The following is a 22,426-nucleotide window of genomic DNA, read 5'->3' as shown; positions in this document are numbered from 1 at the left end:
ATAAACAAAACTACTGCTACGATAGCATACAAGCAAACTACCCTTTCAAAGCCATTCCATATGCCCGTCCGCTACGTACTTTTTTTTCTGGTTATCTTCTTGACTGGCATTGGCTTCCCGGCTAGAACCCAGATTCTGGACGACAAGGCGACGATGAGGGTAGTTCAGCAAGGCATCGACCATATTTACAACTACGAGTTCGGGGAGGCTGACGCGGTGCGGCGGCAATTGCAGAGCCGCTATCCCGGCCATCCGGTCACTTATTTTATTACTGCCTTTCAGATGTACTGGCAATACCTGCCCATCAAAGACAACAAAGCGAAAGTCGGCGAATACATCAGGCAGCTCGACCAATGTCTGGCGGCGGTGGAAAAGCAGTACGGCAAGAACAGCGAACACCCCGAAGCGGTCTTTTTCCGGCTGGCGGCGCGGGGCTATCTGGCTTTGATGTACAACTACCAGAACGAACTACTAAAAGCCGCCGGGGAAGGCCAAAAAGCGTACGGCAACCTCACCGAAGCCCTGAAACTGACCGACCAAAATCCGGAGTTTCTGTTCGTGGCGGGTACTTACAACTACTACGTGGAAGCTTATCCCGAAGACCACGCCATCGTGCGGCCGCTGATGATTTTCTTTAAAGATGGCAACAAAAGTCTCGGTCTGAGGCAGTTGGATTTAGCCACCAGGAAAGCGGTCATCACAAAAGTGGAAGCCGCCTATTTCCTGGCTCAAACCTACCTCGACCACGAATCAAGGCCCGACTTGGCCGTAAAATATACTACCCAGCTGACCTCGGCTTATCCCAAAAATCCCATTTTTCGGATGATTCATGTCCAGTCGCTACTATTGGCCGGACGCTATGCGGAAGCCGAACGGGAATTGCCCGAACTCAGGAAACTAACCAACGGATTCTTTCCCATCACCTGGCATTTCTTCGACGGCTATTTGCAGGAAAAAAAACACCGAAACGATATCGCCGCTCAAAACCAGTATCTTGCGGCCCTGAAAATCCCGCACGACGCCCAGTACACGAAGGAATACCACGCCATGGCCTACGCCGGCCTTGCCCGCATCGCCGACCGCAGCGGCAATCAGAAAAAAGCCAGAGAGTACTATAAAAAGTGTCTGGATTTGGCCCAATACAAAAGCGTGATCAGGGAGGCGAAGGAGTATTTGAAGTAAAGTACCTGAGTTCGCCACCGAGCGCCTGGCTGAGTTCCTGAGTTCCTGAGTTCCTGAGTTCCTGAGTTCCTGAGTTCCTGAGTTCCTGAGTAAAAATGATAGCCGGCTTTGCTTACTCATCAATTCGCAAAAACTTTGGCACTCTGGAACTTTGTCCCTTTGCCACTTTGTCCCTCTTAAAATGACCAAACAAGAAAAAATTATCGCCGCCCGAATGAAGCTACGGGCCCGATTTGAGGAAAAGATGCGGAACACGCCATCGGTGGCCGACGATCAGCCGCAGGGCAGCGGACCGACGAATCGCCACGGAATGCCCAAACTACCCGTTGGGCAGTTCGAAACTGAGAAGTGGCCCGTGCTGGATTTGGGTTATAAACCCGATATTTCGCCGGAACGCTGGCGACTATACATAGATGGTGAAGTAGAAAATCCGGTGACGCTGAAATGGGGTGAATTTATGGAACTTCCTCAAACCGAAGATGTCAGCGATTTTCATTGCGTCACTACCTGGTCGCGGATGGATGTACCGTGGGTGGGTGTCAGGATGCTGGATTTGGCCTCATTGGTCCAACCGAAGGAAACGGCCACGCACGTGATGTTTTACGGCTACGATACCTACGCCACCAACCTGTCGCTGGAAGAAGCACTGAAACCGGATGTGCTGGTAGTTCATACCGCCGACGGTGAGCCGCTGGCCCGCGATCACGGCGGCCCCGCCCGGGTCATCACGCCGCAGCTTTACGCCTGGAAAGGCGCGAAATGGATCAAGCGGATTCATTTCATGGCGCAGGATAAGCTCGGTTTTTGGGAAGGGCGCGGCTATTCAAACACGGCCTATCCGTGGCGGAATGATCGCTATGAAGACGAATGAGAGAATTTAATGTGATTTTCGGCGGTAAAAAAGTCATTTTGAATGAATAAATCCTTACTTCTCGACGAATTGGAACAGAAGGGTTTGCTCGAATCGGAGCGGCGGGTTCTGATTGAAGAATATGAAAAGCGTAAGCCCGTTTCGCTTTTTGTCTTCCTGCGGACATTGCTGTATGTTTCCATCTCAGCCTTTGTGGGCGGAGTGGGTGTTTTGATTTATCAGAACATCGATACCATTGGCCATTCGGTATTAATCGGTCTGATCGCCCTGGCCACGGCGGGTAGTTTTTTTTACGTTTTCAAAAACGGTGTAGGCTACCGACCCGAAAAAGTAGAACAGTCTGCGCCCTATTTCGATGTCGTGCTATTGCTGGGCTGTTTGCTTTTTCTGGCCTTAGAAGGGTACCTGCAGTATCAGTACGAGCTATTTGGCACCCGCTACGGACTGGCCGTCATGATTCCGGCGATTTATTTTTTCTTCCTCGCGTACCGATTCGACCACCAAGGGGTACTTTCGCTGGCTATCACCGCCCTGGCTTCGTGGGTTGGCCTTACTGCTACGCCCAGCAAACTGTTGGTTGAAAACGATTTCTCCGATCCGGAGGTGATTCGCAACGCCATCATTTTTGGCGTGGTGATGTTAGTGGGATCGTGGCTCCTCAAAAAGCAGGGAATCAAGGCGCATTTTATGTATACTTATGTGCTGCTAGCCGGAACGCTATACCTGCTGGCTTGCCTGGGCGGCATGTTCAATCAGGAGCGCTGGGAATTAGCATTCGGACTGCTTCTGGGGGTAGGTTGCTGGTACTTTTATAAAAACGCCCTTGAAGAAAAGTCACTGTTATTTCTCCTTCTGAGCACTGTTTTTGCCTACACGGGAATTACCTACCTGCTTTTCAATACTATGTTTGATGGCCTCATAGATGCAATCGCCTCGCTGTATTTCCTGGCTACCGCTGCTGGTATCGTCTGGTTTTTCCTGACCTACAAGAAAATCCTGGGCAAAAAATAAGTCCCCCCCCTTTTTCAAATACACTTTCTTGCCTTTTGTCCTTTCCTCCATCAACAGAATGAAAGCCTACAACGAAACCTTACTGAAAAACGAATGGGTGCAGAAACTGGCGCAGGACTGGACGCAAAAAAAACTCATCACCCAGCCGCAGCGGGAAAATATCGACAAAGTCTATTCCCCACTCCCCTACCGGCCCAATTGGTTCATTTGGATCGGCTTATTCATCTTTACAATACTTGGCCTTTCGGCAGCCACGGTGATTTTCCTGCCCATAATCGACACGCAGTTTGCCGAAACATTCCTGGGACCAATCTACGGCTTGGGGGTACTTTTCTTTCTGAATTTTTTGATCAAAGATCGCCGTCTGCACTTCTCGGGCATTGATAATGCCATGCTCTACGCCATAGTGCTATCCTTTGCTCCGCTGATTATGCAAATCGCTGATCTAAACTACCAAGCGCCCTGGCTTCTGGGCCTTGCTTATCTGCCGCTGCTGCTTTTCCTTATTTATTATTACGGGGAGCCACTCATCACCGTGGGTACTTTCCTGACCGGACTCTTCATCGTGGCTTCACTGGCGATGGAATTTGTCTGGGGAAAGCTCCTGCTACCCTTTATCGCTATGCTTTACGCCGGCGCTGTCTGGTACTTCGTGCACCAATTTTTGAAAAAAGAGCAATCGTTTTATTGGAAAACTGCGCTCGAATGGACTCATATCGCGGCTTTGTCCGTTTTTTACGCTGCGGGCAATTACTTTGTCGTCAGGGAAGGCAACGCTGCCCTGAACGACCTGCCCGATCCCTCGCCCGAAGTAGCTTTGGCGGGCATTTTCTGGCTTTTGACCTTCGTTATTCCCTTGCTTTATCTTTACGCGGCTATTCACTGGAAAAGTCTGACATTCCTGGTTTTGGGTAGCATTGCCTTGCTGGCTTCATTGATCACGCTGCATTACTACTACCCATTTATTCCCGGCGATTGGGCTACGGCTCTGCTGGGATTGGCGGGAGTTGTGCTGGTAGTTTGGCTGATGAGGTACTTGAAAGAAATCAAGAATGGATTTATCTACAAGCCAGAAGCAGACTCCGAATTGGCTATCTTAGCGGGCAATATCATCGCCACGGAAATCGGCCAGTCCGCTACCGACAGTCCGCAGGGGCCGAAATTCGGGGGAGGTGATTTTGGCGGTGGCGGAAGTGGAGAAGGATATTGAAAAGTCAAACTTTTTTACTGGTGATGGTGACTTATTTTCTCATTCATCACCAATAACTCACCATTCAAACAAGCTTACATGAAACACTTTACCTGGATTGCATTTGCCCTTATCGCCAGCTTCGCGCTTGGCTCATTCGTCACTACCAAAGCCCCCGAAATCACCACCGATATGGTGCAGCAGGCATCGCAGATCTTCGGCATTGACTTCACCGAGGCCGAGCGCGATTCCATGCTGGGTAACTTGGAGAGGGCACGGGAGGGTTACGAGAAAGTGCGAGCCATTCCGCTTACCAACGATGTAGCCCCGGCTTTGTACTTCAATCCGCTACCTACAGGTTTCATGCTCGACTCGGTGCAGAAGCCTTTCAAGTACAGCACGTTGATAAAATCCACTTTGCCAAAAAACAAAGACGACCTGGCTTTTTACACCATTTCGGAACTGGCCTCACTACTGCGTTCGCGGCAAATTACTTCCGTCGAACTAACAGAGTTTTTTTTGGCAAGACTAAAAAAGTACGACCCTCAGCTTCACTGTGTCATCACCTTCACCGACGAACTCGCTCTGGCGCAGGCCCGCAAGGCCGATGAGGAAATCAAAGCCGGAAAGTACCGGGGATTGCTGCATGGCATTCCTTACGGTGCCAAGGATTTGCTGGCTCGCAAAGGCTACAAAACTACCTGGGGAGCCGGACCGTACAAAGATCAGACGCTGGATCTGAACGCGACCGTAATCCAGAAACTGGAAGCTGCCAGGGCGGTACTTTGCGCCAAGCTGACGATGGGTGCCCTGGCCATGGGCGATGTATGGTACGGCGAAAAAACCCGCAATCCCTGGGATACGGAAAGTGGATCGAGCGGCTCTTCGGCGGGTTCGGCGTCGTCGGTTTCGGCGGGGCTACTGCCCTTCGCCATCGGCACCGAAACGCTGGGTAGCATTGTGTCGCCGTCCACTGTCTGCGGCACCACGGGCTTACGCCCTACCTACGGCCGGGTGAGCCGCCACGGAGCCATGGCCCTGAGCTGGAGCATGGACAAAATCGGGCCGATCTGCCGCTCGGTGGAAGACTGCGCGTTGGTTTTCAATGCCATCTACGGCCCTGATGACCTCGATCCGACCATTATCGACGCACCTTTCAACTACGCCCCCCTGAAATCGCTGAAAGGAATGCGGATTGGGTATTTGAAAAAAGCTTTCGAAACTGATTACAATAACAAAACGAACGATTCGCTGACGCTGGTTGAGCTCAAAAAACTGGGTGCGGAACTCGTGCCCATGGAACTACCCGACTACCCGCTCAGTGCCATGACGTCCATTATTTCTGTCGAAGGAGCGGCGGGTTTTGACGAGATGACCCGCTCTAATCGCGACGATTTACTGGTGCGCCAGACCAAAAATGCCTGGCCCAATTCCTTCCGGGCGGCCCGTTTCGTTCCGGCGGTAGAGTACCTGCAGGCCAACCGGCTGCGCACCAAACTCATTCAGGACGTTTACGATGTTCTTAAAAAAGCCAATGTGGAAGTCTACATTTCACCTTCTTATGGTGGCGGCAACCTTGGCACCACCAACCTTACGGGACATCCCTGCGTGGTACTTCCCAATGGGTTCAGCAGTCGGGGCACGCCGACGAGCATCACGTTCATGGGGCAGTTGTTCCAGGAGGGTAAGGTACTTGGCGTTGCCAAAGCATACCAGGACGCCACGGATTTCCACCGCAAGCATCCTACGTTATAGTGGAAAGTGGAGAATTGAAAGTTGAAAGTTATCCAAAAGCAGTAGTTATTCGAGGGTAACATCTTCAATGTCAATTAAGTTTTACAAAAAAAACCTAAACCCTCCCCGATGAAAAAGCGAACTTTCCTTAAACTATCCTCAGCACTTATGACCGCACCACTGTATTCTCCTCTGGTGAGCTGCCAAGCCGAAAGTAAAGCCGAAGTACTCAAAAACTGGGCGGGCAATATCATGTATAGTACTACCAAGTTGGATAAGGGTCAGTCGCTGGAAGAGGCTAAGTACTACCTTGGGAAATACGACAAGTTTAAAGTACTGGGTACCCGCCATTGCTTCAACACCATTGCCGATTCCGACAGTCGCTTTATGCAGATGGAAAATCGTCCTTCCTGGGGTATTCCCAGCGACGGAAAGTCTGTAACCGTCAATGCCAACAGCAGGTACGGTGATCTGAGTCCGTACATTCACGAGCAGGGGTATGCGCTACACAACCTGGCTTCGCTGCCGCATATTTCGGTAGCGGGGGCCATTGCCACGGCCACTCACGGTTCGGGTGAGAAGAATGGCAATCTGGCTTCGGCGGTGTCAGAGTTGGAAATGCTGACAGCCGACGGCGAGACCGTGAGGCTCTCGCGGGAAAAAGATGGAGAAAAGTTCAACGCCGCCGTAGTTCATCTGGGTGCGCTGGGCGTGCTGACCAAGGTCACCCTCGACCTTCAACCTACTTTTGAGATGACGCAGTATGTCTACGAAAATATGCCTCTCGCTCAGTTGCAGGATCATTTTGACGAAATTCAGGCCAGCGGGTACAGTGTGAGTCTATTCACCAACTGGCAAAGCCAGAACATCGCCGAAGTATGGGTAAAGCAGCGCGCCGATGCGCCCCAAATGAACCAGAAAGAATGGTTGGGGGCCACGCTCGCCACCAAAAACCTGCACCCCATCCCCGAACTTTCTGCCGAAAACTGCACCGCCCAAATGGGCGTTCCCGGTCCGTGGTACGAACGGATGCCACACTTCAAAATGGGCTTTACGCCCAGCAGCGGCGACGAGTTGCAGTCTGAGTACTTTGTACCGCGCCAGAACGCCGTGGATGCCATTATGGCCATCGCCCGCCTCGGCGACCAGGTAGGGCCGTACCTGCTCACTTCCGAAGTCCGCGCCATCGCGGCGGACAACTTATGGATGAGCCCGTGCTACCAGCAGGACTGCATCACGATTCACTTCACCTGGAAGCCCGACTGGCCCGGCGTGAGCAAACTACTACCGATCGTGGAGCGGGAACTGGCCCCCTACAAAGCCCGGCCGCACTGGGGCAAGTTGTTTACGATGCCTCCCGGGGAGTTGGAAAAGCATTATCCCAAACTACCTGAGTTCAGGGAAGTGGTAAAGCAATATGATCCAAAGGGAAAGTTTCGGAATGCATTTTTGGAGAAAAATGTGCTGGGAGTGTGATTGGATTAGAAAGCATTAACTTGAATTCATTGAATGATTGATTAAATTGAACTACTCAATAAAATAGCAACGATGCTATGAGGCCAACCCTCCACCCAAGAGTAAAAATTTGTTGCATCAGTAGCGTTGAAGAAGCTAAACTAGCTATTGACTGCGGAGCATCCGCACTGGGGTTGGTGGGGAACATGCCGAGCGGGCCGGGGATTATTGAGGATTCTTTGATTAAAGAAATCGCGCGTGCTGTACCACCACCCATAGCCACGTTTCTGCTGACCAGCGAAACAAATGCCGACGGGATCATCGACCATTACCGAAGAGTACATACTTCAACAATACAGCTTGTCGATGCCCTGACGGACAACGGCTATGAAAAGATACGAACGGCCTTACCCGGCGTCAAGCTGGTGCAGGTAATACACGTAATTGACGATGATTCCATTAAGGAAGCTATACGCATAGCCCCCTTTGTACATGCGATTTTGCTGGATAGCGGCAACCCGAATCTTGAAATAAAGGAACTTGGCGGTACGGGTCGGACGCACGACTGGGAGCTGAGCAAAAAAATACGGGAGCAGGTCGATATCCCGGTTTTCCTGGCGGGCGGGTTGCAAGCCAACAATGTGAGGGCTGCCATTGATGTTGTTCACCCCTTTGGCTTGGATTTATGCAGTGGGGTAAGAACCAATGGCAAGCTGGACAGAAAAAAATTAGTTGATTTTTTTGAGGCTGTTGATGGTTGAATAATTAAGGTGGCAGCCGACCCTTTTACCGCGATAAAACAGCAGGCAATCAGCATAAAACAAATTAACTTTCGCCCATAAACACAGTTTCCACAAAAATAAAAAACGGACCCGGACGGGGGTCAGGACCGAAATTCTGCGTCTATTCTATGGTAAAGACAAGTAAGAAATCACCGTCTCTGACCTTTTACCCCGAACCCCACTAGCTATCAACCTACTGCTTAATGGCCCAACTCGCTGAACCGAAAACCAAGACCTACCGCTGGACGGTCGTCATCCTTCTATTCTTTGCCACTACCATCAACTACCTCGATCGACAGGTAATCGGTCTCTTGAAACCGGCCCTGGCCGATGACTTTAATTGGAGCGAATCCGACTATGCCAACATCGTGATGGCCTTTACGGCTTCCTACGCGCTGGGTTACGTTATTTTCGGGCGAATTATCGATAAGATTGGTACCAAATTAGGACTAGGCTTATCACTGGTAGTCTGGAGTATTGCAGCCATGGGCCATGCCTTGGCCAAAAGCACAATGGGCTTTGCTTTCTGGCGGGCCACGCTGGGCCTGGGCGAAGCGGGCAACTTCCCGGCTTCTATCAAAGCAGTGGCGGAATGGTTTCCCAAGCGCGAACGGGCATTTGCCACAGGTCTTTTCAACTCCGGCACTAACATTGGCGCTGTTGTCGCCCCCATTTTGGTTCCCTGGATTTTGGGATTATATGGCTGGCAGGAAGCATTCATCATCACGGGAGCCATCGGGTTTATCTGGCTGATTTTCTGGTGGCTGATCTACGAAATCCCTACCCGTAAAAAAGGAATTTCGAAAGCTGAGCTTGAACTCATCAACAGCGACGCCGATGATGATTCAGAGGAGGCAGCGATCCCTTGGCTCAAGCTTTTCCAGGTGCGCCAAACCTGGGCTTATGTCTTTGGCAAGTTTCTTACGGATCCTATTTGGTGGTTTTTTCTCTTCTGGCTTCCCTCCTACTTCGCCCAGATCTTTGATCTGGATCTGAAAAAACCCAGCCTGCCACTGGTAGTGGTGTACACCGCCAGTACAGTCGGGAGCATCGGGGGCGGGTACTTGTCGGGATGGCTCATCAAACGGGGCTGGCCGGTATTTAAGGCCCGGAAGTCGGCCATGCTACTTTATGCTTTCATGGTCATACCTATCGTCTTTGCTACCTCTGCCACCAATATCTGGACGGCCGTAGGCTTTATCAGCCTGGCTTGCGCAGCGCACCAGGCCTGGAGTGCCAATATTTTCACGACCGCATCGGATATGTTCCCCCGCCGGGCAGTGAGTTCCATTGTGGGCATTGGCGGTATGGCAGGTTCGCTGGGCGGTGTTCTTTTCCCCTATATCGTGGGCCAGATCCTGGATACCTTCAGCGCACGGGGCGATATCAGCAGCGGCTACAACATCATCTTTATTATGTGCGGCTCTGCCTACCTGATTGCCTGGGTGGTCATGCACTTCTTCGTGCCAAGAATGGAGCGGGTAAAGGTGTAGTTTAGGAGTTTAGGAGTTTAGGAGTTTAGGAGTTTAGGAGTTTAGGAGTTTAGGAGTTTAGGATAAATTGGCCTTCGCAGCAATCTACTCTAATCAAAAAAAACACTCTGGCACTCAGGAACTTTGGTACTTGAAAACTCTTAGAATTCACTTGAACAGCAGTCTCCCCTCCGTCTGCACGGCTTTACCCAGGCAGAAAGCGGAGACTGCTACCAGCAAATGGTAGGGATCATGAGCAGCGGAGGGGCTGAGGCCAAGCCGAAGTTTGGCAGATAATGCCAGAATGGTCATGGCAATGACTACCCAGAGTGCGCTCTTTTGTCTCTGAAGCAGGCCATAGCAGGCAATCAGCAAGGCGATAACTATGCAGAGTGGCTGCACCACCTGAACGAGGGGATTCAGCCGGAACCAGGCTAGTCCCAGAAATAGCCCTGTCCCGGTGCCGATGGTTGCCCAAAAGGTGAAGCGCGTTGCTATGAGGTGGCTGACCAACAGCCACGTCCCTACAAGCATACACAGGGGCCCCAGCGTATCTTCAAGCCTACGTAATGACCCTACCACCGGCGATAGTACTTCCAGGCCCAGATACCAGAAAACGGTTAACAGCGAGGTGATAGAAATCGTGATCAGAAAAACACCCCAGATCAGGCGTCCGTAGATGGGTTGTTTTTGAAAAAAAATGAGGAATACGGCAAAGGCCGTTACGCTGAGTATCAGTTCGGATAAGCTGTGCAGGATCATGAAAAAAGCAGGATATTCGGGGACGGGACTGCGGAAGGGCAATTTACAAATTATCGCTACATTTTGCTACTTAGGGCTTTTCCTTCTACTTTTACCGAGCAGGTTGTTGATGCGCTGATACTTTCATTTGCTGATTTGGATGTAAGTTGCTTTTTGACCGGGGGCGGCATCCAATCCCGATCACAGCAGTACTCACCTCAACCCTGGCATTTTTCCAAAGTCTCGAATCCTATCTCTAATTTCCAGTATCAATTTTATGAGCGTTTTAGTCAATAAGAATTCCAAAATCATTGTTCAAGGTTTCACGGGTTCTGAAGGGTCTTTTCATGCCCAGCAGATGATCGAGTATGGCACGTCCGTAGTGGGCGGCGTAACCCCAGGCAAAGGCGGCATGAGCCACCTCGACCGTCCGGTTTTCAATACAGTCGCTCAGGCCGTAGGTGATACTGGGGCCGACGTTTCCATCATCTTTGTGCCACCGGCTTTTGCTGCCGACGCCATAATGGAAGCGGCCGACGCCGGTATTGGCGTGATCGTCTGTATCACGGAGGGTATCCCAACCAAGGATATGATGATGGCTAAGAAATACATTTCCGATAAAAACTGCCGCCTCATAGGTCCGAACTGTCCCGGCATCATTACCGCCGAAGAATGTAAGGTAGGCATTATGCCCGGCTTTATTTTCAAAAAAGGCACCGTGGGTATCGTATCCAAATCAGGTACTTTGACCTACGAAGCGGTAGATCAATTGACCCGTGCGGGCCTCGGCCAAACTACGGCTATCGGCATCGGCGGCGACCCTATTATTGGTACCACTACCAAAGAGGCCGTCGAACTTCTGATGAACGACCCCGAGACAGAAGCCATTGTAATGATCGGCGAAATCGGCGGCAGCATGGAAGCCGAAGCAGCTTACTATGTGCAGAATTCAGGTATCAAGAAGCCTGTTGTGGGCTTCATAGCCGGACAGACCGCCCCCAAGGGTCGCCGCATGGGTCATGCCGGCGCCATCATCGGCGGAGCCGACGATACTGCCGAAGCCAAGATGCGCATTATGCGTGAGTGTGGAATTCACGTAGCCGAATCGCCGGCTGTAATTGGCGAAACGATGCTGATTGCATTGGGCAAAAAATAATTGTAGTTAGAAGAAGCTGAATGCGAAAGGGCTGGGGAAACCCCGCCCTTTTTGGCTATTATGAAAAAAAGTCTGAGGCTGTTCAAAGCGATTTCCCTATTCTGGCTGGCGGGTTCTCTCTTTTCTGCTGCCTTGGCCGAAGGCGAGGTGGGGCCTGACGGTCGCTACTACCTGGTACGCGACCTCAAGAACGATTGGTTGGCTTACAGCCAGAAATACCAAAATTACGTACCATTTTCCAGAGGGGTCAACGAAACGGAAATGTCCGCCAGCCTGTTGATCGACCTGCTGCAAAACCGCCGATACGATCTCCTCATTTCTTCCACCCGGCAAAACTACCTTTTTATCGAAGGCGCTTTGCAAAGCAAACTTACGCCCAACACTTGGCTGACCCTCGACATTGACAGCCTGCAGCGGGTGTACCGTAAGACCGAGATACTCATCACCCTCTATGGATCGCCCGGAATTGAAGACAAAACGGCACTGATCGGCCATGCGAGGCGAGTAGACAATACCAGTGCAGAAACAAAGCAGAACCTGCCTATTATTAACATTAAGCCCCTGCGCACTACCCCTTTTGAAGACTTCTCGATTGTAGTGCTGCTTTTTCTCTTAATCTTTACCTTATTCACTTACAGTAGTTCTCCCTCAGTGTTTCGTCGGTTTGTGCGTCCCAACGATTTTTTCGATAAAAGCCCGCGCAACGATTTTTACAATTTCACCAAGCCCTACACGCCATTTTCGGTGATGATTGCCATGTTTGTCTCTACGGGCATGGCATACCTGATTCTCTTTCTCATCCATTTTGACCTCGAGATTTTCTACGCTGCCGGCTTGCTCTCGGAGGGTGACACCCTGGCCGACCTCTTGCTGGATCAGGTGAAACTTATGTTTGCGTGTCTGGGCCTCTTTTTTCTAAAATATCTATGGATGAGTTTAGTCGGAAGTGTGTTGAATTTGGGGAAAACGGTTAACACCCACTACGTTAAAGCACTGCAGATCTCGTATATGTTTTATGCTTTTAACATTTTGGCATTTTTCGCCCTGTTGCTTCCCAATCCTCAGTGGCTCGAATTAGCACGCCCTTACCTGATTTACGGGTTCGTATTTTACTATTCCGTACGCGTTCTGGTACTTTACCTGTTCAGCGACAACACGGGCAAGGTTATAAATCTGTATTTATTTTCATACCTTTGTGTCGTGGAAATCGTCCCCATCATCATTGGCGTGAAGTTCGCCATATGACCAACCAAGGCCGATTTTAATCGTAAATTAACTAGGTAATAATTAATGAGTGAGACCATCGAATTCGATCAGGATCGGCTCAACAAAGTGGCCAGTATCCTGGTGAGCCAATCGCGACCTGCCGACGAAAATTCCCCCTATTTCGAGTTAGCCAGAAAGTATGATATCAAAGTCGATTTCCGCCCCTTCATTCAGGTGGATGGGGTGTCGTTCAAGGAGTTCCGCAAGCAGAAAGTCAATATTCTGAGCCACACGGCGATCATCTTTACCAGCCGGAATGCCATTGACCATTTTTTTCGGATTTGTGAGGAGGCGCGCATCGAAATGCCCGCCAGCATGAAGTACTTCTGCATTTCAGAGCAGACTGCCAATTACCTGCAAAAGTACATCCTCGTTCGCAAGCGGAAAATCTTCAACGGCACCAAAACTGCCAGTGAGCTCATTGAGCTCATGAGGAAACACAAGAACGAGAAGTTTCTTTATCCCTGCTCCGATGTCCGAAAGAACGATATTCCGGAATTTGCCGACGCAGAAGACCTTCACTTCAACGAGGCTGTGATGTATCAGACCGTTTCTGCGGATCTGTCGGATCTGGAAGATGTATTCTACGACATCATTGCATTTTTCAGCCCGTCGGGTATCAAATCACTTTTCGACAATTTTCCTGATTTCAAGCAGAATAAAACGCGCATCGCCGCCTTCGGAACCACCACCGCCCAGGCCGTGGAAGAGGCAGGGATGCAGGTCGATATTCTGGCTCCAATGCCCAACGCGCCTTCTATGAATGGTGCGCTGGAATTGTACATCAGAAAAGCCAACGACATTTGATCGCTGTCGGAAGGTTGAAAATAAAGCCGGCCTCCCGTTATATTTTCAATTTTTTTACGGAATATGCGTTATTGTTCAAACTTTCTGAGGGGAAGTTTGAACTATTAAATGATTGTGGTTATTACCGAACCCGTATGTTACGTAGAATTTTTACTTTTTCCTTTGTTTTGGCTGGTGTACTGCTTTTTTCGTGTACCTATGCACAGCAGCCAACCCAATTCAGCCAGTTTCAGCTTAATCAACTCTACTTCAACCCTGCGGCTGCCGGGGCTGATGCCGTTACCCGGCTTCAGGTGATTCACCGCACGCAGTACGCAGGCTACCAGGGTACTTTTGATGCAGGTGGGGCACCCAGCACTCAGCTGTTTTCGGCCAGTACCGCTATCAAAAATTGGGGCGTGGGCTTCACGGCCTTCAATGATAAGATTGGTGCCTGGTCGAATCAGAGTTTTCAACTGGCAGGGGCCTATCGACTGGCACTTAATAGCGGAAATTTGGCAATAGGAGCCAGTGCGGGTCTGTATCGGTCGGCCATCGACTACAACATACTCCGGGCAAGGGACGATGGGGATCCCATTATCGGAACGGGCGTAGTTGGTGAAATCCATCCGGATGTAAGTATTGGGGTACGCTACGAAACTGCGGCTTATTATGTTGGATTATCGGCTAATCATCTGCTCAAGTCAGAATACAAATTAGGGTCCGACCTGGCCACTAACCCTCTGATCCCGGTTTACTACCTCAATGGTGGAGTGAATCTGGAAATCGGCTACCTGTTCGAAGTGCAGCCGTTCGCCATTGTCAAGTCTGACTTTTCTTCTCCAATCGCTATTGAGGGTGGTGTAATGGGCACCTACAATCAGCGGTATTGGGCTGGTATTTCCTACCGTTCTCAGGATGCCCTCATTTTCATGGGAGGCATCAACCTGATGTCGAATCAGTCGCTTCGGCTTTCCGCGGCGTATGATCTGGTAATCGGCTCCCCTACGCTGAAAACGCCCACATCGTATGAGGTAATGTTGTCCTATCGCCTGCCAGCCCCGAAATTTGGTAAAAAGACGATCGTCCGTACCCCCAGATTCCGGTTTTAAGAAATATCGACTCAAAAAAAACGTTTATTTGATTTTTGGCGTAGTTGTTGTTATTCTTTACCAAAACCAAGCCCTATATTTGGCCGATCTATCAAATTAGGGTTCATTTCATACCAATCGGATACGGAATTCGTTAGGAAAAAAGCAGCAGGCCCAAATCTGAAACCGACCTTGTCAATGAGATTTTTAACATATACTATACTTGCCTCAGGCAACGTTTTCAAACCAATATTCAACAAATACATAGCACAAAGCCCTATGAATCTTAAAGCGTTCTATCAAAATGGCGCTAAATTCCTGCTTTTTGCGGCCACCATTATGCTCATGCAGAGCTGCGGCTTCATTAAGGAGAAATTTGGCAAGGGGGGAAAGGAAGAGGCAGGCGTAGCCAACGGAGAGATCGTGGCAACCGCCCGGAAAGGTTACCGTCAGACGACCCCGGCGGGGATGGTAGCTATACCTTCGGGTTCGTTCACAATGGGTCAGGCGGACGAAGATCTTGCCGCCACAATGGTCAACATGAACAAGCGTGTGACGATTAGTGCGTTTTATATGGATGACACCGAAATCACGAACAACGAGTACCGCCAGTTCGTGGATGCGCTGTTGATGGATTCCATATCGGTACTCGGGGAAGAGGAGATAATGACCAAGTATTACCCCGACACTACGGTTTGGAAAAAAGACTTTGCTTACACCAATGGTGACCCAATGGTGGAGTATTATTACATGCACCCGTCGTTTGACACCTACCCTGTGGTAGGCGTTAGCTGGACCGCCGCCCAGTATTTCTCTAAATGGCGCACCAACATTTACAACGACTACCGTGACCAGGAAGGGATGTTCCGTTCGCAATCGTTCCGCCTTCCAACAGAAGCTGAATGGGAATGGGCTGCCCGGGGCGGACGTCAGGGCGCTAAGTACCCCTGGGGTAATCCATACACTATGAATGGCAAAGGCTGCTTTCTGGCTAACTTCAAGCCACAGCGCGGCAACTATGATGCTGACGGCTACCCCTATACAGGCCCGGCCAACGCTTATAACCCCAACGAATATGGCCTGTATAATATGGCAGGCAACGTGTCGGAGTGGACACTGGACGCCTTCGCTGACAACGCTACTACCATACTTTGGGATATGAACCCCATGAATGATGACGCTAACGAACCGCGTAAGGTCATCAAAGGCGGTTCCTGGAAGGACGTAGCTTATTACCTTCAGACAGGTACCCGTGCTTACGAGTTTGAAACCCAGCAACGCGCATTCATTGGTTTCCGTTGTATCATGGATAATCTAGACGGGCGCAGGGGGGCCACCGGAAGGCGTCGCTAATCAAAACATTCAAGCCGGAAGCAGCGATAACGCTGCTTCTTTTTTACCAGAGAGTTTCCTTTAACACCCCAATTTTCCTTCAACCAATTTAATTTTTAACAATCGGATTTTTTATGGCTAAGAAAAACGAGTCTAATTTTTTCTTCGATAGAGTGCTGCCTACCCTCTTTGCAGCTGGTGCGGTTCCGGTAATTCTGGGCGCTTTATTTAAGATTCAGCACTGGGATGGTGGTAGCGAAATGCTTACTATCGGACTGGGCACCGAAGCAGTTATCTTCCTGCTGTATGCTGTCCAATCCTTTGTACAACCCATCGAAAGGCAGCCTGCGTGGGATCGGGTATACCCTGAACTAGCCGACGATTATGACGGTCCACTTGCTGTCGCTCGCACCAATTCTCCCCAGGCAAACGGCCTGACGGCTAACATGGACGCCATGATGGCTAATGCCAAGATAACCCCGGACATCTTTGACAATTTAGGCAAAGGGTTCCGTAACCTTTCAGACAGTGTCAGCAAAATCGGCGACTTGACCGATGCTACCGTGGCGACCAACGATTACGCCAAGAATGTAAAGAATGCCTCGAATGCTATCAATGATATGAACAAGTCATATGGCGTGGCGATTACGGCGATGTCCTCCATGGCCGATGCTACCAAAGATGCCCAGGCATATCGTGAGCAGTTTCAGACAATCACCAAAAACATGGGTGCCCTGAATGCTGTCTATGAGATGGAATTGCAGGATACCACTAAGCACCTGAAAGCGATGAACGCCTTCTATGGTAACCTGACCACCGCGATGGCCAATATGTCGGAAGCAACGAAAGAATCTCAGGCTTTCAAGTCGCAAATGTCGCAGCTGACCAATAACATTACTTCTCTCAACAGTGTATACGGCAGCATGCTTACCGCCATGCGGGGCAATGCCTGAACTGAACAACTCAATTAATTATCCTCACGTAATAACCGATCAATAAATTCATGGCAGGTGTAAAAGAAACACCCCGTCAGAAGATGATTGGAATGATGTACCTCGTGCTGACCGCCATGCTTGCCTTGCAGGTAAGCTCGGCGATCATCGAGAAATTCATTCTCTTGAATAATTCACTCGAATTATCTTCCGGGGCAGCCAATAAAATAAATCAGGAAACGGTTTTGAAGATCAAGGCCGCAGTAGAAAAATCGGGCAACAGAGCCGCTGACGTGGCTGTAATGAAGCAAGCTGATGAAGTACGTCAAATCACGACGGGCATCATTGGTGAGCTGAGTGCCCTCAAACAGGAGATCATTAATGTGGCGGGTGATGGTCTTAAGGAAGACGGTAGCATCAAAAATCCACAGGAAGAAGAAAAAGTAGCCAACCTGATGATTGGCGGTGGAGACCAAAAAAACGGTAAGGCCTATGCTTTGAAGCAGAAGATGAACGAGTACTCGCAGCAGCTTAGTAAGTATAGCCCTCAGAAGTTCCAACCCCTGGCTCTGGATGCCAATGATGATCCTATTGCCCAAGGCAAGGCTGATCAGAAAAATAAGGACTTTGCGCAGTTGAACTTCGCCCAAACTCCCGTCGCCGCTGCACTCGCAGTATTAAGCCAGAAGCAGACCGATATCCGCCGCATGGAAGGCGAGGTACTGAACTACCTCGCTGGTAAGGTAGGTGCTGCCGACATCAAGTTTGACCGCATTTTGGCCCGCATCAGTGCTGACAACAAAACTGTCGTGGCTGGTACCAAGTACAAAGGCGAGATGTTTATTGCGGCTTCTGCTTCGGGCATTACGCCTCGCATGAGTCTCAATGGTTCTCCGGTACGGGTAGAAAATGGAATTGGTATTATTGACTTCACCGCTCAGGGTGGCCAGTACGGAAAAGACGGCCTCGTCCGCAAAGTATTGCAGGGCGTTATCTCTTTCCCAACTCCATCGGGACGTGATACGACGGTGCGCCTGGAACAGGAATACTTCGTAGCGAAACCTACCTATCAGATCGAAACAGGAACGCTCCCTCCGCTGTACCTGGGGTGTGCCAATAAGTTAAGTGTACAAAGCCCTGCGCTTGGACCTCTTTGGGATCCCTCCTTTTCAGCTGATGGCGCTGATATAATAAGGGGCAGTCAGAAAGGTAGAATTACCATTGTTCCTAACAGGAGTGAAGTACTGCTGAAAGTGAGCAATCAAGGAAACCTTTTGGGCAGTGAGCCTTTCCGGGTGACTCGTGTTCCCAAACCTTCGCTTGAACTCCGAATCAACGGTGGAGCCTACGATGACAGACGGGGTGTTTCAGCGTCAAGTGCGCGCTCCATTCAGGTTGTAGCCATTGCTGACGAAAGTTTCAAAAATTTCAATCCAGAGGACGCAGTTTACAGGGTTTCTCAAATTCAGGTTTCCCTGGCTCGCGGTACCCGCCGAATTGCTGGTCCGTTGACCCTTCCTGGCGGCGGTTCCATATCATCGTTGGCTTCAAGTGCCGAACCTGGCGATCGTTATGTAGTCGAAATCTTAGGTGTTCAGCGCCGGAATTTCCAAGGGAAAACCAGCGAAGTCGAAATGGGAAAGCCAACACTTCCGGTTAACCTCAACTGATTTTGTTGAGGTTATACTGATTCATTGACAGGATCGTTATAAAAGAAAAAACGCAGAAAAATAGAAAACGCTATGAGGATAAATGGAAAAGTGGTGGCCCTGTCCATCGTGTCGCTGGCCCTTGGTGCCACGGCGGCACAGGCCCAGGAGCGCGACGAAACGAAAATGAACCAGCTGTCGGCTCGTCCGATCGACGATCAGGATATTCTGATGAAAAAGGCGCTCTGGCGTCGGGTGGACTTGAATGAAAAGCAGAATCTGCCGATGTTCTCAAAGAACAACGAGATCACGCGTTATCTGCTTGAGGCTGCCAAAGCGGGTTTACTCGATGCGTATGTAAATGACTCCTGCGTCACCAAGCTTACCCCTGAGGAACTCCATAAAAAGCTATTGATCCCCAACCAGGTCGCTGGCCTTTCTGCCGAAGAAATTGCGGCGGGTTTTGGTCAACCTGCTGCCAGTGATGGGGGGTGGGGCGATGCACCCAAAAAAGAGGAGATCAAAAAGGAAGAAACAGTCGATGATGGCTGGGGAACTCCTGTAAAGAAAGACACGAAAAAAACTGCCGTTGTAGAAGACGACGGTTGGGGAACGCCCGTTAAAAAGGCGCCGAAAAAAGGCGCCAAAGCGGCGGCGGCACCCGCCGAGGCTCCTGTGGACACCGTCGTAGCTCCTGATCCTTTTGATCAACAATTGGCGGCTATTACTACCGAGGAAGAGTTTTTTCCCGATCAGTTGAGTTTACTGGAAATTAAGGAAGACTGGATTTTCGATAAAAAGCGTTCGCGCCCCTATTTCGACATACAGACGGTCACCATCATGCTTCCCGCTGATCAAAACACTTCTACGGGCCTGGAAATCCCCATCGCATCTTTCAAGTATAAGGATTTGGATCGGTTGTTCCGCAGTGACCCCAAGAAGTATATCTGGTATAACACCGTCAATTCTGCCCAGCACAAAAACCTCGCGGATGCCTTCGATCTTCGCCTGTTCTATGGCCGGATCACCAAGTATTCCAACCCTATGGATAAGTCGTTCATTGACATCTATAAAGGTGAGAAGCAGGGTTTGATCAAATCGCTTCAATACGAGCAGGAATTGCTGGAATTGGAAAGCAGCATGTGGGAATACTAACAAAGGTTGGATAGTATGGCAGTGGAAAATCGTCCATTGCAGCCACCGATTAACAAAAAAGGGACGCTTTGACGTCCCTTTTTTGTTAATCGGTGGTTGTGCTTTCTTGAATTCATCTTCCACGGACAATGCTAAGATTACCTTTATCAAGTGAAACTAAGCACTACCCGAAATCGCTTTATCTGGGCTTTTCAAAACTCCTTTTCCCCAAACTCATTACCAGGTAGTTTAGCCCGTTTGCTGAGTTGTCTCAGGGCGTAGCTTATATTAATAAGAAAGATGTCTTTTTCCTGAATGTAGTTGGTCGTTGTGAAGAAATCACGCCCCCGCGTTGTGATACGCTGCTCGTTGGTTGGCAGGAATCCTAAGCCGATATTTTGCCACTGAGCTAAAATGGTCAGGCGGTTTTCAAGAAAAGATTTCTTCAAAGACAGATTGGGGATTAGAAAGCGTGAGTCCTCTCCCTGCGCTGTTATGCGCCGTGACAGGTAGTTGACATTGGCTTGCAGCGAAGTCGTTGGATTCAGCTGGACGGTTGTATTGGCGTTGATCGAATATATCCAGGCCGCGCGATCGAAAACTACCCCGTTGTCAAATAGTTGCCCCGCCTGTGTGTACCGATAGACCGTGCCGCCAGCATAAAATTTCCAGGCTTTGGTCAGTTTCAAATCCGCCGCCACTTCCAGACCTACGCGTTGCGCCAGTCCGGCGTTGGTAAAAATTCGGTTCAAAATCGTATCGGCATACACGCTGTTCACACGATTGATCACATTCTGGATGCCCTGATAATAAGCTGTAGCCAGCAATGTACTGTTCCCAACAGCTTTACTCACTCCTATTTCTGCCAGATTTACGAATTCAGGCCGTAGTGCCGGGTCCCCCTGTTCCAGAGTTTCGGAGTGTTCCCGTTCAGGTAAAGGGTTAAGGGCAAAATTGTTGTTCCGCTGCACCCTGCGACTGAACCCCGCCCGCCACGAAAGCCCTTCCTGAGGCCTAAACAGCAAATTGAAAGAAGGGAAAAGATTATTGAGCGTCAGGTCGTAGGTTTGGTTCTTAGCATTGTTGACCAACTCACGAATAGCATACTCATAACGGAGTCCGAAGGTGTAATCTAATTTTGGCTTTGAGGAGGCAAACTGAGTGTAAAGACTATGGATGCGATTGGTAATAACGATCAGGCCCGAAAATTCGGGAATAGTAAGTAATGGCATCCTGTTCCCATACTGTTCTTGGTAGCGGTAGTCGCCCCGGTCTTCCTGGAATCGATACTGATAGCCTGCCTCCAACTTGCCCCCCCAAAGCGGTGAACTACCATCCACATTGGCGCGAAAATTCCGAATGGGGCGGTCAGTTGTGGTAAGGGTATACTGAAGCGTATCCTGATAATCAGTACGATTGAGATTACGGTTTTTAGTAAAGCCCCCGATCTCGTCATATTCGTAGAGTACGCCCGCACTAAGTGTGGCTTTATTGTCATAAGTATGCGTGTAGTCGAGATTAGCGGTATAAAACTCGCCTTGCTTGCGTACCAGATTGCTATTGAAGTAGTTGGTGCGTCCGATTACCTGCCCCGTTGTTGTATTTGTGGTGGTATTGTTGTAAAATATATCCGCCAGGCGATCTTCCGTACGGCGGCTTTGGTACAACCCCAGGTTCCAAAGATTATTCTTATCAGGCACAAAGGCCACGGCCAGCCGGTTGGTGAACGTGTAGCGGTCAAAGCTCCGCTCTCCTGCCGACGGAAACCGAGTATTACGATTGCCAATCGTGGTGCTGACATCTCCCACACGCTGCCCGGCAATGTCGTTTCGAATGTATGCTGAACTCAGCGTGAAGTCCCACAACTTCGAGCGGTAGTTGAGGGTCGCGTCCAGAGCATGGCGCTGGGGCTTCCCGGCATTGTCAAAATCACTAACGCTCGGAAGCCCCAGCAACCCGTTAGCCACTGCTGACCACCCCCTATCGGCTCCGGCGCGGGTAATGATTGCAATGATGCCTGCCTTACCATCAGGATCGTACCGGGCATTTGGTGTCGTAATCACCTCGATGGATTCAATTGTATTTGCCGGAAGCTGGTTGAGCAAAGTACCCAGGCTAGCCTGTACGGGCTTACCGTTGAGCAGTACCAGGAACCCATTGCTTCCGCGCAAACTCACTTCACCCTCAGCGTCGATGGTTAATCCTGGCAGATTACGCAACACATCGGTGGCTGTGCCTCCTGTCGCCGACTGAAACTGAGCAGCACGGTAGGTTTGGCGGTCGGCCTTCATGATTACCTCGGCCCGTTGCCCCGTCACGCGTACTTCTTCCAGCAGCTTCGAGTCCGCTTCGATAAGCAACGTACCTATATCTCCGCCCCGACCCCTGTCGACATCGGTTTCAGTTTCAGCGGATTGGTAGCCCACAAAAAAAGTTTTTATTCGGTACTTTCCTGGCTTGGGGCTGGCTATCAGGAAGCGCCCCGTCGTATCGGTGACGGCCCCGCCAACAGCGACCGAGTCCCCCATTGCGTATAGAGCTACGCTGACAAAGGCGATTGGTTGCCGCGTAGTTTTGTCCAGTATTTGCCCGGTTATCTGAGCATGACACTGAGTGCAAAAAAGTAAAAAGAGAGAAATGGCT

At 50.1% G+C, this 22,426-nt stretch carries 18 protein-coding genes; 16 read left to right on the top strand and 2 right to left on the bottom strand.

Annotation, left to right across the window (positions count from 1 at the left end):
• The first annotated feature begins 60 nt into the window (after positions 1 to 60).
• The 8 genes from IE117_RS06830 (at position 61) to IE117_RS06795 (ending at position 9,717) form a co-directional block, all read left to right on the top strand.
• Positions 61 to 1,182 (top strand): tetratricopeptide repeat protein, encoded by a 1,122-nt coding sequence (locus tag IE117_RS06830; RefSeq protein ID WP_189563555.1) that lies wholly within the window; start codon positions 61 to 63, stop codon positions 1,180 to 1,182.
• 181 nt (positions 1,183 to 1,363) lie between these two features.
• A complete protein-coding gene (locus IE117_RS06825; protein ID WP_189563554.1) occupies positions 1,364 to 2,053 on the top strand; it encodes a molybdopterin-dependent oxidoreductase in 690 nt (229 codons plus the stop codon).
• 42 nt (positions 2,054 to 2,095) lie between these two features.
• On the top strand, positions 2,096 to 3,064 hold the full coding sequence (locus IE117_RS06820) for a DUF2157 domain-containing protein (RefSeq protein ID WP_189563553.1): 969 nt from the start codon (positions 2,096 to 2,098) through the stop codon (positions 3,062 to 3,064).
• Positions 3,065 to 3,122: 58 nt separating this feature from the next.
• Positions 3,123 to 4,274, top strand: coding sequence for a hypothetical protein (locus IE117_RS06815; protein ID WP_189563552.1), 1,152 nt, complete (start codon positions 3,123 to 3,125; stop codon positions 4,272 to 4,274).
• A 78-nt stretch (positions 4,275 to 4,352) separates the two neighbouring features.
• Positions 4,353 to 6,008 (top strand): amidase, encoded by a 1,656-nt coding sequence (locus IE117_RS06810; RefSeq protein WP_189563551.1) that lies wholly within the window; start codon positions 4,353 to 4,355, stop codon positions 6,006 to 6,008.
• Positions 6,009 to 6,116: 108 nt separating this feature from the next.
• Positions 6,117 to 7,463 (top strand): D-arabinono-1,4-lactone oxidase, encoded by a 1,347-nt coding sequence (locus IE117_RS06805; protein ID WP_189563550.1) that lies wholly within the window; start codon positions 6,117 to 6,119, stop codon positions 7,461 to 7,463.
• Positions 7,464 to 7,540: 77 nt separating this feature from the next.
• Positions 7,541 to 8,203 carry a phosphoribosylanthranilate isomerase gene (locus IE117_RS06800; RefSeq protein ID WP_189563549.1) on the top strand — a complete coding sequence of 221 codons (663 nt, stop codon included), beginning with the start codon at positions 7,541 to 7,543 and terminating at the stop codon, positions 8,201 to 8,203.
• Between the two features lie 224 nt (positions 8,204 to 8,427).
• Positions 8,428 to 9,717: an MFS transporter gene (locus IE117_RS06795; RefSeq protein ID WP_189563548.1), complete on the top strand. Its 1,290-nt coding sequence runs from the start codon at positions 8,428 to 8,430 to the stop codon at positions 9,715 to 9,717.
• 147 nt (positions 9,718 to 9,864) lie between these two features.
• Here the strand turns inward: IE117_RS06795 and IE117_RS06790 are convergent, their stop codons facing one another.
• On the bottom strand, positions 9,865 to 10,500 hold the full coding sequence (locus IE117_RS06790) for a hypothetical protein (protein WP_189563547.1): 636 nt from the start codon (positions 10,498 to 10,500) through the stop codon (positions 9,865 to 9,867).
• Between the two features lie 214 nt (positions 10,501 to 10,714).
• Between IE117_RS06790 and sucD the strand changes: the two genes are divergently transcribed.
• From sucD to porN, 8 genes are all read left to right on the top strand, one after another.
• Positions 10,715 to 11,593: a succinate--CoA ligase subunit alpha gene (gene sucD / locus IE117_RS06785; protein ID WP_189563546.1), complete on the top strand. Its 879-nt coding sequence runs from the start codon at positions 10,715 to 10,717 to the stop codon at positions 11,591 to 11,593.
• Between the two features lie 60 nt (positions 11,594 to 11,653).
• Positions 11,654 to 12,838, top strand: coding sequence for a DUF4271 domain-containing protein (locus tag IE117_RS06780; RefSeq protein WP_189563545.1), 1,185 nt, complete (start codon positions 11,654 to 11,656; stop codon positions 12,836 to 12,838).
• Positions 12,839 to 12,883: 45 nt separating this feature from the next.
• Complete coding sequence (locus IE117_RS06775) at positions 12,884 to 13,666, top strand: uroporphyrinogen-III synthase (protein ID WP_189563544.1); 783 nt, start codon at positions 12,884 to 12,886, stop codon at positions 13,664 to 13,666.
• Positions 13,667 to 13,800: 134 nt separating this feature from the next.
• The gene (locus IE117_RS06770) at positions 13,801 to 14,757 is read left to right on the top strand and encodes a PorP/SprF family type IX secretion system membrane protein (RefSeq protein ID WP_189563543.1); all 957 of its coding nucleotides are present in this window, start codon (positions 13,801 to 13,803) and stop codon (positions 14,755 to 14,757) included.
• Positions 14,758 to 15,015: 258 nt separating this feature from the next.
• Positions 15,016 to 16,089, top strand: coding sequence for a T9SS ring complex lipoprotein PorK/GldK (gene porK, locus IE117_RS06765; protein ID WP_189563542.1), 1,074 nt, complete (start codon positions 15,016 to 15,018; stop codon positions 16,087 to 16,089).
• Positions 16,090 to 16,202: 113 nt separating this feature from the next.
• Positions 16,203 to 17,021 carry a type IX secretion system motor protein PorL/GldL gene (gene porL, locus IE117_RS06760; protein ID WP_189563541.1) on the top strand — a complete coding sequence of 273 codons (819 nt, stop codon included), beginning with the start codon at positions 16,203 to 16,205 and terminating at the stop codon, positions 17,019 to 17,021.
• A gap of 50 nt (positions 17,022 to 17,071) precedes the next feature.
• On the top strand, positions 17,072 to 18,670 hold the full coding sequence (porM, locus tag IE117_RS06755; protein ID WP_189563540.1) for a type IX secretion system motor protein PorM/GldM: 1,599 nt from the start codon (positions 17,072 to 17,074) through the stop codon (positions 18,668 to 18,670).
• A gap of 72 nt (positions 18,671 to 18,742) precedes the next feature.
• Positions 18,743 to 19,804 (top strand): type IX secretion system ring subunit PorN/GldN, encoded by a 1,062-nt coding sequence (gene porN, locus IE117_RS06750; RefSeq protein ID WP_189563539.1) that lies wholly within the window; start codon positions 18,743 to 18,745, stop codon positions 19,802 to 19,804.
• Between the two features lie 191 nt (positions 19,805 to 19,995).
• On the opposite strand, the gene IE117_RS06745 is transcribed toward porN, so the two are convergent.
• Positions 19,996 to 22,365, bottom strand: coding sequence for a TonB-dependent receptor (locus IE117_RS06745; RefSeq protein WP_229580656.1), 2,370 nt, complete (start codon positions 22,363 to 22,365; stop codon positions 19,996 to 19,998).
• Between the last annotated feature and the right edge of the window lie 61 nt (positions 22,366 to 22,426).

The sequence above is a fragment of the Persicitalea jodogahamensis genome (assembly GCF_014651615.1).
In the GTDB taxonomy this organism is placed as follows: domain Bacteria; phylum Bacteroidota; class Bacteroidia; order Cytophagales; family Spirosomataceae; genus Persicitalea; species Persicitalea jodogahamensis.
The sequence above is the reverse complement of the archived record's forward strand: the minus strand, read 5'-3'. Positions and strand labels throughout refer to the sequence as shown.